Genomic DNA, 14,792 nt, shown 5'->3' on the forward strand with positions numbered 1-14,792 from the left:
CCCCATTGACAGCTGTGATACGCGACACAACAATGGTCATACTATTGGGAGCGCTCCCAGTGCTTCCGGCCGCTTACCCCCCAGCGGAAGGACCCCCCGTTGAGTCCGGCACGAAGAAACCGCGCGGCGGCGCTCGGCGCCGCAGCCGCGCTCGGCACGAGCCTCCTCGTCGCCTCCCCCGCCCAGGCCGACGACGAACCGGTCGAGCAGATCACCAACGGCGACTTCTCCGACGGCACCACCGGCTGGTGGGCGACCGAGGGGATCGACCTCGCCGTCAGCGAGGACGGAGCCCTGTGCGTCGCGGTCCCCGGCGGCACCAGCGACCCGTGGGACCAGATCGTCGGCCAGAACGACATCCCCCTCGTGGCGGGGGAGTCCTACTCCCTCACGTTCACCGCCTCCGGCGCCGACGGCCTGCCCGTCCGCGCGCTGGTCCAGGAGCCCGTCGACCCCTGGCGCACCGAACTGGACGAGCGCCCCGTGCTCACGCCGACGGCGACCGGGTACGAGTACGTCTTCACCGCGTCGGCCGAGATGGCCGACGCCCAGCTCGCCTTCCAGATCGGCGGGGCCGAGGAGGACTGGACGTTCTGCCTGGACGACGTGTCGCTGCTCGGCGGCGCCGAACCCCCGGTCCACGAACCCGACACCGGCCCGCGCGTCCGCGTCAACCAGGTCGGCTACCTCCCGCAGGGCCCCAAGAACGCCACCGTGGTCACCGACGCCGAGGAGGCCCTGCCCTGGCGGCTGGCCGACGCCGGGGGCGCGGTCGTGGCCGAGGGCGACACCGTGCCGTACGGCCTGGACGAGTCCTCCGGGCAGAACGTGCACACCGTCGACTTCAGCGGCTTCACCGGGACGGGCGAGGGCTACACCCTGACCGCCGACGGCGAGACCAGCCACCCCTTCGGCATCACCGCCGACCCCTACGCCGCCCTGGCCACGGACGCCCTGGACTTCTACTACACCCAGCGCAGCGGTGTCGAGATCCTCGACGAACTCGCCCCCGGGTACGGGCGCGAGGCCGGGCACGCGGGCGTGGAGCCCAACCAGGGCGACACCGACGTCACCTGCCACCCCTCCGCCCCGTGCGACTACTCGCTCGACGTGTCCGGCGGCTGGTACGACGCGGGCGACCACGGCAAGTACGTGGTGAACGGCGGCATCTCCGTCCACCAGCTGATGAGCGTCTACGAGCGCGCGCACACCGCGCCCACCGGCGACCCCGCCCGGGTCGCCGACTCCACCCTGTCCGTCCCCGAGCGGGACAACGGCGTGCCCGACGTCCTGGACGAGGCCCGCTGGGAGATGGAGTTCCTGCTGTCCATGCGGGTCCCCGAGGGCGAGGAACTCGCGGGGATGGCCCACCACAAGGTCCACGACGAGCGCTGGACCGGCCTGCCCCTGCTCCCCTCCGAGGACCCCCAACCCCGCTACCTGCACCCGCCGTCGACGGCGGCCACGCTGAACCTGGCCGCGACCGCCGCCCAGTGCTCCCGCGTGTTCGCCCCCTACGACGCCGACTTCGCCGCGACCTGCTTGGAGGCGGCCGAGACCGCCTGGGACGCCGCGGTGGCCGAACCCGAGCGCTACGCGACCGTCGGCGGCGAGGGCGGCGGCGCCTACGACGACGACAACGTGGCCGACGAGTTCTACTGGGCCGCCGCGGAGCTGTACCTGGCCACCGGGCACGGGGACTACGAGGAGGCGGTGGTCTCGTCCGAGCTGCACACCGCAGACGTGTTCACCTCCGCCGGGTTCGACTGGCGCTGGACCGCCCCCCTGGGCCGCCTCCAGCTCGCCACCGTGCCGAGCGGGCTCGACGGGCGCGACGAGGTCCGCGCCTCCGTCGTGGAGGGGGCCGAGCAGTACCTGGCCGACGTCTCGGAGCACCCCTACGGGCTGGCCTACGACCCCGAGGGCGGGGTCTTCGCCTGGGGCTCCAACAACCTCGTGCTCAACAACATGGTGGTGATGGCCAGCGCCTACGACATCGGCGGTGACACGCGCTTCCGCGACGCGGTCCTGGAGGGCATGGACTACGTCCTGGGACGCAACGCCCTCAACCAGTCGTACGTGACCGGGTACGGCGAGAACGACGCGGTCAACCAGCACAGCCGCTGGTACGCCCACCAACTCGACCCGCGCCTGCCCAACCCGCCCGAGGGCACCCTGTCCGGCGGGCCCAACTCCGACACCGGCACCTGGGACCCGGTCGCCCAGTCCAACCTGGACGGGTGCGCCCCCCAGTTCTGCTACATCGACCACATCGACTCGTGGGCGACCAACGAGCTGACCATCAACTGGAACTCCACGCTGGCCTGGGTGTCCGGGTTCGTCGCCGACCAGGGCGACGCCTCCCCGCCCGCCGGGTCCTCCTGCGAGGTGGACTACGTGGTCCACGGCGAGTGGCACGACCGCTTCAACACCCAGGTGACCGTCCGCAACACGGGCGAGGAGCCCGTGAACGGCTGGGAGCTGGTGTGGTCCTTCCCCGGCGGCCAGACCGTGGAGCGCCACTGGAGCAGCGCCCTGGAGCAGGCCGGGCACGCGGTGACCGCCGTGAACGCGGACTGGAACGGGACCATCGAGCCCGGCGACGAGGTGACGTTCGGCTTCATCGGCACCCTGGCGTCCGGGGCGAACGCCGTGCCCGCGAGGTTCGCCCTCAACGGTTCGGTCTGCAGCTGACCCGTGGGCGGGGCGACGACGGCGCGCCCGCCCACGCCGTAGGACCCCCTTGGAGGACGGGGCCCCTCAGGAGAGCGTGGGGCCCCGTCCGTATGTCCGGGGAGGGGAGGTCGGTTCGGCGCCGGCGGAAGGGGCGGCGTCCTGCGGTCAGCGCTGCCAGCGCGCCTGGCAGAAGCAGTAGGCGCCGTAGAGGGCCACGCCCAGGGCCACGGCCACCAGCGCCCAGGGCCCGGCCGGGGTCTGGGAGAAGGCCCGCAGTGCGCCGTCCAGCCCGACCGCCTGGTCCTTGTCGAAGGTGATCGCGGCCTGGAGGAAGAAGACGCCGACGGCGGCCAGGACCAGGCCCTGGGTGCCGATGCCGAGCACGCCGACGGTGACGACGGCCCTGCGCCGGCGCGGCGTGAGCGCGCCGAGCGCCAGCTCCTGCGTGAAGCGGCGGGTCACCGCCTTCCAGATCTGGTACAGGCCCACGGCGATCACGCCGCAGCCCACCGCGCCGACGGCGAACCTGCCGAAGGGCAGCGCCATGACCTGTGCCGTCAGCGCCTCCGACTGACTGTCCTGGGACTGAGGCGAGCCCTGTCCCAGCAGGAAGCCCGCGATGCTGGAGGCCAGCACCGCGTAGACCACCGCGCGGGCCCCGGAGGCGATGCGCTTGGTGGCCCTCTCCAGTCCCACGGCGGCGTAGACCGCCTGCCACACGGTGAGCCCCACCAGCCCCGCCGCCGCGACCCAGAGCAGCAGCATGCCGCCGGTGTTCTGGGCGACGAGCTGGAGGGCGCCGCTGTTGCTGGCCTCCTCGCCGCCGCTGTCGCCGAAGGCGATGCGCAGGGCGAGGTAGCCGATGATGAGGTAGAGCAGGCCCGTGGCGGCGAAGCCCACGCCCGCGAGCCTGCGCAGCCAGGTGCTGTGGGCCGCCTGGCGTCCCGCGCGTCGGCCCGCCGCCCGGGCGTCCTTCGCGGAGCGCCGCGCCTTACCTGGCAAGTCTGAGGAGGACATGTCCGGCCCGTGCCCGCGAGGAGTGCGCGAAAACGGATGTTTACCGTTAATACTCCCTTTTGTGCTGTTCAGCGACGTGGAATCCCTCCGGGACGCCCGTGCGGGACGACGGGTTGGCTCGCGGCGTTCCGGGCGCGCCGACACGAACGCGGAACGCCGGGACCCGGGAGAGACAGCGCGGAACAGCGCGGACCGGCCCGGGACGGCACGGACGCGGGGGCACGCCTGGAACGCCGGATCCCGCCCGGGCGCGCGGGCACGCACACCGGTGGGCGGGGCGGACGCAGCGCCTACTCCAGCGGCACCCGCAGGATCCTGTCGCCTCCCCCGGTCGGTTCCCCGACCCCGTCGAGGTTGCTGGTGGCCAGCCACAGCGCGTCGCCGCCGGGGGCGGTCACCACCGTGCGCAGGCGGCCGTACTCCCCCTGGTAGTGGTCCACGGGCTCGCCCACGCCGCCGTCACCGGCGAGCGGCACCTCCCACAGGCGTTCGCCGCGCAGCGCCGCGACCCACAGGGAACCGCCCGCGACCGCCGCGCCGCTGGGCGAGGCCTCCGCGGGCCTCCACGTCAGCAGGGGGTCGACGTACTCGTCGCCTCCCCCGGCGCCCTCCACCTCGGGCCAGCCGTAGTTGCCGCCCGGTTCGATCAGGTTGACCTCGTCGAACTCGTTCTGCCCGAACTCGGTGGCGTACAGGTTCCCCTCGTCGTCCCACGCCAGTCCCTGGACGTTGCGGTGGCCGTAGCTGTAGACCGGGTTGCCGAAGGGGTTGTCCGGCGCCGGGTCCCCGTCGGCGGTGATCCGCAGGATCTTGCCGCCCAGCGAGCCGGTGTCCTGGGACAGGCCCCGCTGGCCCGCGTCCCCGGTGCCGACGTACAGCAGGCCGTCGGGGCCGAACTCGATCCGGCCGCCGTTGTGGTACGAGGCGGAGGGGATGCCGTCGAGGACGACCCCGGTGTCCCCGAAGCCTCCGCCGTCGGGGTCGTACTCCAGTCGGATGATCCGGTTGTCGGAGGCCGCGGTGTGGTAGGCGTACACGTACGGTTCCCCGGGGAAGTCCGGGTCCACGGCCAGCCCCAGCAGACCGCCCTCACCGTTCGGCGCGGCCCCCTCGACGGTGCCGACGTCGGTGACCGAGCCGTCGGGGGACACGCGGACGACCTCCGCCGAGTCGCGCTGGGCGACCAGGGCCGAGCCGTCGGGGAGGAAGGCCAGCCCCCACGGCGCCTCCAGGCCCGCGGCGACCTCTTCGGGCCGGCCGGGGTCGGCACCGGCGCCGCCGTCACGTCCGCCCGGCTCCCGCTGGCCGTCCGTTCCGCCGGCCCCGTTCCCCTCCGCGCCGGTGGTCCCCCGGGCGCCGCACCCGGCGAGGAGGACGAGGGCGCCCAGGACGGCGGCGGTACGGAGCGCCGCGCTCGCGCGCGCTGAAGGTTCCATGCCGGTTCCCTTCCCCCCGGCACCGCCGTTGTCACCCCGCCGTAGCGCCCGGCATCCCCTCCTCGCTGTTCGCATGCCCCTCCCGCAACTCCTCGAACAGTCGCTCCAGGTCGGTGAGGAGTGCGCTGTGCACGGGCCAGCGTTCGGAGTCCCAGTCCTGGCTCATGCGCTCCCGCGCCCGGTCGATGCGCCGGAGCCCCTCCTCCAGGCAGGAGTCGAGGTCCGCGGAGACGGTGTCTCGCTCGGGTTCCCCGGCCTGGTGGACGGCGTCGAAGGCGTCCGCCGCCGCGTCCAGGAGCGGGGCGAACTCGCGGAGGAAGGCGTCGCTCGGCTCGGGGAAGCGCGACCGGCCTCCGCTGGAGGCACGGAGGGTGCGGATGAGGGACTGGAGGTGGCGCGCGGACCTGCCCAGGGCGAGGATCCAGCCGTAGTAGGCCTTCGGCGCCCTCTTCGGCGAGGGCCCGGTCAGGAGTCGCCGCGGGTTCAGGCGCGCCCGGTACTCCTGCTGGGAGACCGACTCCCGGGCGTTGCGCTCGGTGTTGTCGAACCCCTGCGCGACCCGCGTCCAGTAGCCGACGTCTCCGAGCCCCTCGCCGCCCCCGCGGAGCGCCTCGGCCATCTCCCGGCTGAGGTCGCGCAGACCGTCCGCGAAGTCGAAAACGGCGCTCTCGGCGTCGCGGAAGCGGACGGCGGGCGCGAAGACCGTGTTCGTCACGACCGCGGCCCCGGCCCCCACCAGCACCATGAGCAGCAGCGTTCCGAGGTCCACGGGGCTGCCCGCGGTACCCCCCGCGAGCGCGAACGACGCCACCACGGGTATCTGCTTGCCCTGGTCGCCGAAGACCGTGAACTGCCCCGCGACCATCGCGACGAGCACGGCCAGCGCGAAGAACCACACGTTGAGCCCGACGGTGAGCCCGGTCAGACCCGCGATCAGGGCGCCGAGGAAGACCGCGGGGACGTAGCGCAGGGACTGGAGCACCGACCCGTACACGCTGGGGCGCACCACCAGGAGGGCGGAGAAGGGGGCGAAGCCGACCTGGGCGGAGTCCACCATGAGCGCGCCCAGGGCCCAGGCTCCGGTGGAGGCGATGACGCACTTGGCGATGATGACCGCGGTCTCGCGCTCGTAGCCGCGCCGCTCGACGATCCGGCGCAGCACCTCGCGGGCGTTGGCCGCGGTGCGCCTCAACCGTTCGGCGACCACTCGGCCTCCGCCCCCCGGTCCCGTGCCGTCTGCCGCGCGAACCCCTCGACCAGGTCGGCGACCTGGTCGGGGGCGGCGGCGGTGAGCGCGTGGGGCTGTCCGGGCAGGGTCACGAGCCGTCCCCGGGGCAGTAGCCGGGCGGCCTCCCGCGCCCAGGGAGCGGGGCAGAGGGGGTCCCTGCCCCCGCGCAGGACCAGGGTCGGCTGCCCCACCCTCGGCAGGACGGTCTCGATCCGGTGCTCCCGGCTGGCCAGAAGGCTGCGGACGTCCCTGCGCACCCCCGCGTCCCAGTAGTCGGCGACGACGGAGCGGATCACCGAGAGGTCCTCGCGCACGGCGTCGCGCAGCAGGCGCGCGGCCAGTTCGGGCAGCGAGCGCGCCCCGGGGTCCGTCGTGGGCCCGGCCAGCACGAGCGACCCCACCTCGTCGGGCGCGCGCACCGCGGCCTCGGCGACCACCTGCGTTCCGAGGGAGAGCCCGAGCAGGCAGGGCCGCTCGATCCCGCGGACGCGGAGCCACGCGAGGAGGGAGTCCGCGAGTCCGGTGACCGTGGGCGCGTGGTCGGGTGCGGTGCTCGCGCCGAACCCCGGCAGGTCGACGGCCCAGGCGGGCGCCCTTCCCTCCAGGGCCCTGACCACGGGCAGCGTCTGGCGTGAGGAGATCCCCGCGCCGTGCACGCAGACCACCGGCGGTCCCTGTCCGGGTACGTGCCACCAGGCCATCGACGCGCGTCCGACCCCGTCCGTGCCCCTGCGGGCCTCCATGCCTACCCCCGAACGGCCTCCTCGGCTCCGGTCATGTGGTCGCCACAACTACCCAGGGCCCCCGCCTTCAACCCACTCCCCGTCGAGGCGTGTGGAGACGCCGCGGGGCGGTCAGGGAGGTACACGCAAGGGTGTGCGCGCGAAGGGAGCCAGGAGATGGGCAGGAAGTCGGATTCGCCTCCGAAGCACCCGTGGTTGAGGGGGGCCGTGCGGGGTGTCGCGGGTGCGATGGCCATGAGCGGTATGCGGCAGGTGGAGGTCGGCGCGGGGTTCGTGCAGCGCACACCGCCCGAGGCCGTCCTGGCGGAGGGCGTGCCCTCCCTGCTGGAGAGTGTCCCCCCGGAGCGGAGGAAGGCCGCGATCGAGCTGGCGCACTGGGGGTACGGGGCGGCGGCGGGTACCGTCTTCGCGCTGCTGCCGCGCCGGGTGAGGCGGTGGCGGCTGGCCGGTCCGGTCTTCGGGGTGGCGGTCTGGAGCGCGTACGAGCTGGCCGTCGCCCCCGCGCTCGGCCTCGCCCACGCACGCGGACACCGGCCCCGGGAGCGGTGGGCGTTCCTGTTCGACCACGTGGTCTTCGGGCTCATGGTCGGGGAGGCGCCCGAGAGCGTGGTGGCCGGAACCGGGGGCTCCGGGGACGACGCGCAGGAGGGGTGCTGCTGCGGGGGCCACGGGAGCGCCGGGGGCCGTGGGAACCACCGGGGGCACCGAGGGCGCGGGGGTCGCCGGAAGCACGGGGGACACGGGAACCACTGCGGTCACGGCGACCACGGACACCACGGGGACGACCACGACCCTGAGGTTCACGGCGACCGCGGGGAGCACGGCGGTCACGCGAAGCACGGCGACCGCGGGAAGCACGGGAGACGGGGAAAGCGCCACCGGTCCTGACGGCGGGGGGAGGGGGCGGGCGACCGGCCGGTCGCCCGCCCCCTCCCCCGCTGCGTGCTCTCCGGACTCCGGTCCGGAGTCGACGCCGACAAGGACGCGGCGGCGCTACTCCTGGGCCTTCTGGAGGCGCACGTACGCCAACTGGAGCCAGTCGGACACCGCCACGGCGCTGAACACCGCCCCGGTCCCCCGGGTCACGCCGGGCGCGAACACCAGGCCGAAGGCGTAGGCCGTGGCGATCCACTGCGCGGTGCAGAACGGGCAGGTGATCAGCTCGCCGACCGCCCGGCGGGCGCCCTGGCCGCGTACCTCCTCGGCCAGCTCGGCCGGGGCCGAGACCCCCTGGAAACGGGTGAAGAACGCCCGGAGCGGACTGGTGACCGCGTCCTTGGCCAGCATCCGGGACAGCTTGTGCGTGGTCAGCCCCATCAGCGCCAGGTCCCACGGCCCCACGCTCTCGGCCCTGCGCCTGCCCCGGAACCGGCGCGCGGCGAGCAGCCCGGCTCCCACCAGGGCCAGGTAACCCGAGGCCACGGCCGTGTACCCGAAGAGGGGCTGGTCGCTGTCGCCCCGGTAGGCCTCCGCCTCCTCCTGGATCGTCTCCTTGATGTCCCCGGTGGTGTCGTGGTCAGCCATCTGCTCCAGTCCTCCTTCGTCGTGTCGCGCCGCTCGACCTGTCGCGCACCCACGAGTGCAGCGCCTCCCCGTCCCCCGCCTGGTCGAGGTTGACCGCCGCCTCGATCAGCGCGAGGTGGGTGAAGGCCTGGGGGAAGTTGCCCAGCATGGTGCCGTCGGCGGCCATCTCCTCCGCGTGCAGGCCGAGCTCTCCCGAGCTCCCGCACAGTTCCTCGAACCTCCGCCGCGCCTCCTCGGTCCGCCCGGCGAGCACCAGGGCGGAGACCATGTCGAAGGAGCAGAGGAGGAAGGCGCCCTCCGGGGTGCCCAGTCCGTCGTCGGTCGTCTCGGGGTCGTACCTGTGGACGAGCCCGCCCTCCCCGCCCAGCTCCGCGTCCACCCGTTCCAGGGTCGCGAGCACGCGCGGGTCGGTCCCCTCCAGGAAGCCCAGGAGCGGGATCCGCAGCAGCGACCCGTCCACGTGGGACGAGCAGTAGGACTGCGTGAAGGTCCCGGCCTCCGCGTCGTAGCCCCGGTCCAGGACCTCCTGGCGCACGGCGTCCAGCTCCTCGCGCCACTTGTCCAGCGGCACGTCCCCGCCCGCCTTGCCGGACTCGGCGGCCAGCTGGATCCCGCGGTCCAGGCACACCCAGGCGTAGACCTTGGAACTCGTCCAGTGCCGCGGCCGCGACCGCACCTCCCACATGCCCTCGTCCGGCTCGCGCCAGATCCGGCACGCCGCGTCGACCACCGAGGAGAGCTGTTCGACGTCCCCGCGCCCGAGCCCGCCGGTGGCCTCCTCGTAGCACAGCGCGGCGTCGAGCACGTGCCCGTACACGTCCAGCTGGTGCTGTGAGTAGGCGTCGTTGCCGACGCGGACCGGTCTGGACCCGGCGTGTCCGGCGAGGTGGTCCAGGGTCTCCTCCTCAGGCGGCGGCTGTTCGTCGACCGCCTGCACCGGGGGGATCCAGTCGATCGGCTGGCCGCACATCCGCAGCAGGAAGCGCAGGTAGTGCCCCGCCTCCTCCGCGTGCCCGAGCCGCAGGAAGGCCAGGACGACGAGCGCGGCGTCGCGGTGCCAGACGTAGCGGTAGTCCCAGTTGCGCGGGCCTCCCGGCCACTCGGGCAGGGACGTGGTGGGCGCGGCGATCAGGGCGCCGCTCTCCTCGTGGAGCAGACCGCGCAGGGTGAGGGCGCTGCGGCGCACGTGCGTGGCGCCGACCCCGTCGTAGCCGGTCCGCCCGGACCACTCCCGCCAGGCGTCCAGGGTCTCCCTCAGCAGCGCGCGGCCCTCCCCCAGGCCGACGCGGCGCCCGCCCTCCAGGTAGTCCAGGGCGAACACGGCGGTGTCCCCCTCGGCCAGCTCCACGCGGTACTCCGGCACGCCGTCCCGTGCGAGCACGGGCCCGGGCGAACCCGACAGCATCGGTCCCGAGGCCTCGCGCAGGCCGCCGTCCACCCGTTCCCACACGGGTTCGGCACGCGCGAAGTCGGGCCTGGCGTCGAGCCGCGAACGCACGGACGTGCTCCCGGAGCGGCACTCGACGACCCGCAGGAGGAAACCCCGCCGGTACAGGCCCGCCCCGCCCTCCTCCGGCCTTCGCACCGCGAGCAGGTCGCGGACGGCCACCTCCGTGTCCGTGCCCCGCCAGAGCGTCTCCAGGACGAGCGTGTCGTCGACGTAGGCGCGTCCGGCCGGGCTCGCCCCCTCGACCTCCAGGGTCCACCCGCCTCCGCGCGGGTCCAGGATCCCCGAGACGAGGGCGGGCCCGTCGAACCGGGGAACGCACAGCCAGTCGACGGTGCCGTCGGGTGTGGTGAGCGCGGCGGTGTGGCAGTCCGAGAGGAAGCCGTGGTCGCCGATGCTCGCGGTGCCCTGTGCCATCCGCACCTCCGAGTCGTGTCGTGTTCCCGGGAACCCCTCATGTGCGACTGCCCCGGGGCGCCCCCGGCAAAACGACAGCTCAGAAGCTTGCCGCGGCACGCACATACCGGGCGGCGCTCCCGGGTAGCGGAGGGTGCGAAGGGCCGGAAGCGGCCGTGTCGACCCGTGTGGGGGTGGCCGAGGTGGCCGGGAGACCGAACGGCCGGATCGCGGTGGTCAGCGGAGCCAGCGCGGGCGTCGGAAGGGCGACCGCGCGCGAGTTCGCCCGGCGGGGGTACACCGTCGCGCTGCTCGCGCGGGGGCAGGCGGGGCTGGAGGCCGCCGCGGAGGAGGCCCGCGCCGAGGGCGTGGCCGCGCTGCCGCTGCGGGTGGACGTGAGCGACGCCGAGGCGGTGCGCGGGGCCCTGGCCCAGGTCGAGTCGGAGCTGGGACCGGTGGACGTGTGGGTGAACTGCGTGCTCGCCACGGTCATCTCGCCGTTCATGGAGGTGGAGCCGGAGGAGTACCGCCGGGTCACCGACGTCTGCTACCACGGCTACGTGTACGGCACCCGGGCCGCCCTGGAGCGCATGCTGCCCCGGGATCGGGGGGTGATCGTGCAGGTCGGGTCGGCCCTGGCCTACCGCGGCATCCCCCTACAGGCGGCGTACTGCGGTGCCAAGCACGCGATACGCGGGTTCACCGACTCCGTCCGCGCCGAGCTGATCCACCGCGGATCGGGCGTCCGGGTGACGGAGGTGCACCTGCCCGCGGTGAACACCCCGCAGTTCACCTGGACGCGCGCGCACCTGGACGGCCGCCGCCCGCGCCCCGTGGCCCCCGTGTACCAACCCGAGGTCGCGGCCCGGGCGATCGTCTGGGGTGCCGAGCACCCGAGGCGGCGCCGGTACTGGGTGGGGGTCTCGACGGTGGCCACCGTCCTGGGCCAGCGGTTCGCGCCGAGGGTGCTCGACTGGCAGCTGGGGCTCACCGGACGCAAGAGCCAGGTGCGCGACGCCCACCCGCCCGCACGCGACAACCTGTTCCGTCCCCTGGACGGCGAGCACGACTTCGGCGCGCACGGCGAGTTCGACGACGAGTCGCGCGAGTCCAGCCTGCTCCAGGAACTGAGTCAGCGGCGGAGCACCGTGGCCCTGCTGGGCGCCGCGGGGTTCGCGGTGGGGGCCGCGGGCTACGCGGTCGCACGGGGAGCGCACCGGCGGCCCTGAACAGCAACGAAGCCGAAACCGAGGGGGAAGAGCATGGCCGAGCACGATCCCGCCGTGGACGAGGCGTGGGAGGAGTTCCACGCGGTGGTGAACATGACCGGGGAGCAGCTGCGCGAGTGGCTGCTCACGAACGCCTCGGGCGAGGACGCCTTCCGCACCGAGCCGGGGCACACGGTGTCCCGGAGGGGCGAGGCGGTCGTGAACCTGCTGAACAAGCGCCGCGTGGACGTGACGGAGGCCGACGTCGAGCTGATGAGCGAGGTGACCGAGTACGTCCGCGGCCAGCTCGCGGACCCGCACCGCGAGGACGCGCGGTGGCGGCACCGGCTGATGTCGGTGGGACACGACCCGCTCAGCCCCGACTCGGCGCGCCCCGACGAGGAGGACCTCGCCGGGTAGCGGTCACCGTGAGGCCGGGGCGGGCGCGGGTGCCCGCCCCGGCGCGCGTCGGCGGCCGACCGCGAACCCGCCGGTCGGCCGCGGACGGGACCGCTCAGCGAAGGGACGGGCCGTGCGGTTCCGTTGTCCTCCTTCCGAGGGACCAGGCCGCGGCCGCCGCCAGGACGGCGAGTCCGCCCAGGGCCGGGCCCACGACGTGGAACGCGTCCGTGAACCGCTCGCCCTCCAGGCGTCCCCCGGTGAGCGAGGCCAGGAGTGCCCCGACCGCGGCGAGGGCGACCGTCTCCACGGTGATCCGGGAGGCGTTGAACACCCCGGCCGCGACACCCGTCCGCTCGGCGGGCACCGCGCCCATGGCCATTCCGTCCACGACGCCGTTGGTGAGGCCCACCCCGGCTCCGACCAGCAGGAACGGCAGGAGCAGCCGCCACGGTGTGGCGTCGGGGCCCAGAACGAGCAGCCCCGCGGCCCCGGCGGCGCACAGCAGCAGGGCGCCGACCACGACCGCGGTGTGGGGCAGCCGCGCGGCCAGTTCCGCGCCCGGGGCGGGCAGCAGCAGGGTGGGCAGCGTGAGCATCAGCAGCCACAGCCCGGCCTGACCGGCGCCCAGCCCCACCACGGCGATCAGGTACGAGGGCAGGTACACGAGCAGGGGTACGAGCACCGCCATGAACGCGGCGGCGGCCAGGGCGTGGGCGACGAACCGGCGGTTGGCCAGCAGGGCCAGGTCCACCAGGGGGTCGTCGGCCCGGCGTTCGACGAGCACGAAGGCGGCCGCCAGAACCGCGACCAGGGCCAGCCCCGCGAGCACCGTCGGCAGGCCCCGCGCGGGGCCCTCCACCAGGACGGCGATCGAGGCGAGCAGCGCCGAGGTGAACAGGACGGCGCCGAGCCGGTCCACGGGCCTGCCCGTGCCGCGCGCGGCGGGCAGCAGGGGCACGAGGAGGAGGACGAGCCCGGCCACGGCGGCAGGGGAGGCGAACGCGGCCCGCCAGCCGAGGTTCTCGACGAGCAGCCCGGCCACGGCCGGGCCGAAGGCGGTGCCAGCGCCCAGCACCGTGCCCAGCAGGCCGAAGGCCCGGGCCCGCGCGGGGCCCTCGAAGGCCGCGGCGATCATCGAGCTGCCGCCGGCGACCGCCGCCGCGGCGCCGACACCGCCCGCCGCGCGCAGCAGGTTCAGGGCGGCGACGTCCCGGACGAGCAGGCACAGCAGACCGCTGGCGCAGAACAGGGCGAGGCCGAAGGCGTAGACCCGGCGGCGGCCGACCGCGTCGGCGACCGACCCCGTGCACACGAGGAAGGCGGCGAAGCAGGCGTTGTAGGAGTTGACGACCCACTGGGCGGCGGTCAGCGAACCGCCGAGTTCGGCCTGGACGGCGGGCAGGGCCACCGAGGCGCCGGTGATGGCCAGCGGGAAGGTGAGCGTGGAGAGCAGGACGGCGAGGAGCAGTACCCCGCCGCGGTCGCGTGTGGACAAGAAGGGCTCCGTGGCACCGGAAGGCGGAGCCGGGCAGCACGCGGTGCCGCACCGGCGTGGTCGCTGATGCGGCGGGAGGACTCTGGGGTCGGCCGCCGCTAGGCGGCCACGTCATCCGATTCGGGCACGGACGGGAGCCTAGCCGGTTCCCGACGGTCCGGGCCAGCGGTTTTCCGCACCGACGAGGGGACCGGAAGGGCGCAGGCGAGGGAGCGTGGTCGCGTCGCCTGCGCCCGGACAGCCAGCCAGATCACGCGGCCGCCGGTACCCTGACCCGGATTCGCGCGGATTCTCCGCTGGAGTACGTCGGCGGGGACGGCCGACGCCGCCGATGAGGAGAAGGATCGTGTCCAATATCCATACGAACTCCCTGCGCGTCATCCCTCGGCCTGGCCGGAGGATCGGACGCAGCGAGGCCGAAGAGATCATCAGCCAGATACTCAACGAGCGCGGCTCCTACAACGTCCCGGTGACGGTTCGGCTAGCGGCCGACGGAAGCCTTCTCGACGTCCAGGCCGGATGCGGGAAGAACCCCGGCTTCTACGACTTCTGGAAGGACCATCGCTACCAGTACGCCTGCATGTGGGAGCGGTTCTTCCACGATGGCGGTTCACAGGACACCATCACGTGCTTCGGGCAGGAAGGACAGACCGAGTACAGCACGTTCTGGTACGGGTTCGACGAGGTCCGCGTTCTGGGAGCCGCCGAACACCTTCCCGACCTCGGTGTGCCGTTCGTCCACTGGAAACCGTTCGGTGACGGTGCCTGGCGTGCCGACGTCAGCGGCCGCTACCAGACCGGAAACGACCGGACCGACATCGAGAAGGCGGGACCGTGTTCGATGAAGGTCGAGTGGAACCCACCGGTCATGGACGTGGCTCCTGGCGGTCTCGCCACACCGACGACTCCCAGCCATTGGCACGCGGAAATCGTGAGGATGGAGCCAAGCGGGCTGCACGGCTTCGTGGAGCGTGGCCACCACGGCACCGCGAAGGAGTCGCGCGCGGAGTGCGTGGAACTCCTCTGGCGCGGACGGGTGGTGCACCGGACGCAGATGGAGTACGAAACCGACTTCGACGAGTACGCGTGGGAGCAACGCAGCGCCGACGACTGGGACAACTGCCTGGACCCGAACTACCTCGCGAGCATGCGGATGTACGGGCCAGAGAACATCTCACATTCTTCTCCGAGAGAATAACAACCAAGCGAGCAAGAACGAA

General features: G+C 73.6%; 12 protein-coding genes. 5 read left to right on the top strand and 7 right to left on the bottom strand.

Annotated elements, in window-relative coordinates:
* Positions 1–99 precede the first annotated feature (99 nt).
* Positions 100–2,694 (top strand): glycoside hydrolase family 9 protein, encoded by a 2,595-nt coding sequence (locus tag EV372_RS09010; protein ID WP_130395636.1) that lies wholly within the window; start codon positions 100–102, stop codon positions 2,692–2,694.
* 147 nt (positions 2,695–2,841) lie between these two features.
* On the opposite strand, the gene EV372_RS09015 is transcribed toward EV372_RS09010, so the two are convergent.
* The 4 genes from EV372_RS09015 to EV372_RS09030 all read right to left on the bottom strand — a co-directional run bounded on the left by EV372_RS09015 (position 2,842) and on the right by EV372_RS09030 (position 7,100).
* Entirely contained in the window at positions 2,842–3,678 is an 837-nt protein-coding gene (locus tag EV372_RS09015) for a DUF1206 domain-containing protein (protein ID WP_486484117.1), read from the bottom strand.
* Between the two features lie 305 nt (positions 3,679–3,983).
* The gene (locus EV372_RS09020; protein ID WP_130395637.1) at positions 3,984–5,129 is read right to left on the bottom strand and encodes a PQQ-dependent sugar dehydrogenase; all 1,146 of its coding nucleotides are present in this window, start codon (positions 5,127–5,129) and stop codon (positions 3,984–3,986) included.
* Between the two features lie 31 nt (positions 5,130–5,160).
* Entirely contained in the window at positions 5,161–6,336 is a 1,176-nt protein-coding gene (locus EV372_RS09025; protein ID WP_130395638.1) for an aromatic acid exporter family protein, read from the bottom strand.
* Positions 6,318–7,100 (bottom strand): alpha/beta fold hydrolase, encoded by a 783-nt coding sequence (locus tag EV372_RS09030; RefSeq protein ID WP_130395639.1) that lies wholly within the window; start codon positions 7,098–7,100, stop codon positions 6,318–6,320. Before EV372_RS09030 ends, EV372_RS09025 begins: the two co-directional genes overlap by 19 nt.
* Before the next feature lie 234 nt (positions 7,101–7,334).
* Here EV372_RS09030 and EV372_RS29390 point away from each other — a divergent pair, with 234 nt between their 5' ends.
* Positions 7,335–7,988 carry a hypothetical protein gene (locus EV372_RS29390; RefSeq protein ID WP_486484118.1) on the top strand — a complete coding sequence of 218 codons (654 nt, stop codon included), beginning with the start codon at positions 7,335–7,337 and terminating at the stop codon, positions 7,986–7,988.
* A gap of 105 nt (positions 7,989–8,093) precedes the next feature.
* On the opposite strand, the gene EV372_RS09040 is transcribed toward EV372_RS29390, so the two are convergent.
* Together EV372_RS09040 and EV372_RS09045 are read right to left on the bottom strand one after the other, a co-directional pair.
* The gene (locus tag EV372_RS09040; protein ID WP_130395640.1) at positions 8,094–8,624 is read right to left on the bottom strand and encodes a DUF1360 domain-containing protein; all 531 of its coding nucleotides are present in this window, start codon (positions 8,622–8,624) and stop codon (positions 8,094–8,096) included.
* The gene (locus EV372_RS09045; RefSeq protein WP_130395641.1) at positions 8,617–10,488 is read right to left on the bottom strand and encodes a glycoside hydrolase family 15 protein; all 1,872 of its coding nucleotides are present in this window, start codon (positions 10,486–10,488) and stop codon (positions 8,617–8,619) included. The genes EV372_RS09040 and EV372_RS09045 overlap by 8 nt, the downstream gene beginning before the upstream one ends.
* Positions 10,489–10,643: 155 nt before the next feature.
* On the opposite strand from EV372_RS09045, the gene EV372_RS09050 reads away from it, so the two are divergent.
* Both EV372_RS09050 and EV372_RS09055 read left to right on the top strand, forming a co-directional pair.
* Positions 10,644–11,696, top strand: coding sequence for an SDR family oxidoreductase (locus EV372_RS09050; protein WP_130395642.1), 1,053 nt, complete (start codon positions 10,644–10,646; stop codon positions 11,694–11,696).
* 33 nt (positions 11,697–11,729) lie between these two features.
* Positions 11,730–12,095 (top strand): DUF3140 domain-containing protein, encoded by a 366-nt coding sequence (locus EV372_RS09055; RefSeq protein ID WP_130395643.1) that lies wholly within the window; start codon positions 11,730–11,732, stop codon positions 12,093–12,095.
* 94 nt (positions 12,096–12,189) lie between these two features.
* Here EV372_RS09055 and EV372_RS09060 read toward each other — a convergent pair whose 3' ends face one another.
* Positions 12,190–13,572 carry an MFS transporter gene (locus EV372_RS09060; protein WP_130395644.1) on the bottom strand — a complete coding sequence of 461 codons (1,383 nt, stop codon included), beginning with the start codon at positions 13,570–13,572 and terminating at the stop codon, positions 12,190–12,192.
* Between the two features lie 346 nt (positions 13,573–13,918).
* Here EV372_RS09060 and EV372_RS09065 point away from each other — a divergent pair, with 346 nt between their 5' ends.
* A complete protein-coding gene (locus EV372_RS09065; RefSeq protein WP_130395645.1) occupies positions 13,919–14,770 on the top strand; it encodes a hypothetical protein in 852 nt (283 codons plus the stop codon).
* The last annotated feature ends 22 nt before the right edge of the window (positions 14,771–14,792 follow it).

The organism is Nocardiopsis sp. CNZ308 (assembly GCF_004217075.1).

Bases quoted from the DNA above. Each gene is read 5' to 3' on its own strand.
- EV372_RS09020 (WP_130395637.1), bottom strand. From the start codon at position 5,129: ATGGAACCTTCAGCGCGCGCGAGCGCGGCGCTCCGTACCGCCGCCGTC.
- EV372_RS09030 (WP_130395639.1), bottom strand. From the start codon at position 7,100: ATGGAGGCCCGCAGGGGCACGGACGGGGTCGGACGCGCGTCGATGGCC.
- EV372_RS29390 (WP_486484118.1), top strand. From the start codon at position 7,335: ATGAGCGGTATGCGGCAGGTGGAGGTCGGCGCGGGGTTCGTGCAGCGC.
- EV372_RS09040 (WP_130395640.1), bottom strand. From the start codon at position 8,624: ATGGCTGACCACGACACCACCGGGGACATCAAGGAGACGATCCAGGAG.
- EV372_RS09045 (WP_130395641.1), bottom strand. From the start codon at position 10,488: ATGGCACAGGGCACCGCGAGCATCGGCGACCACGGCTTCCTCTCGGAC.
- EV372_RS09055 (WP_130395643.1), top strand. From the start codon at position 11,730: ATGGCCGAGCACGATCCCGCCGTGGACGAGGCGTGGGAGGAGTTCCAC.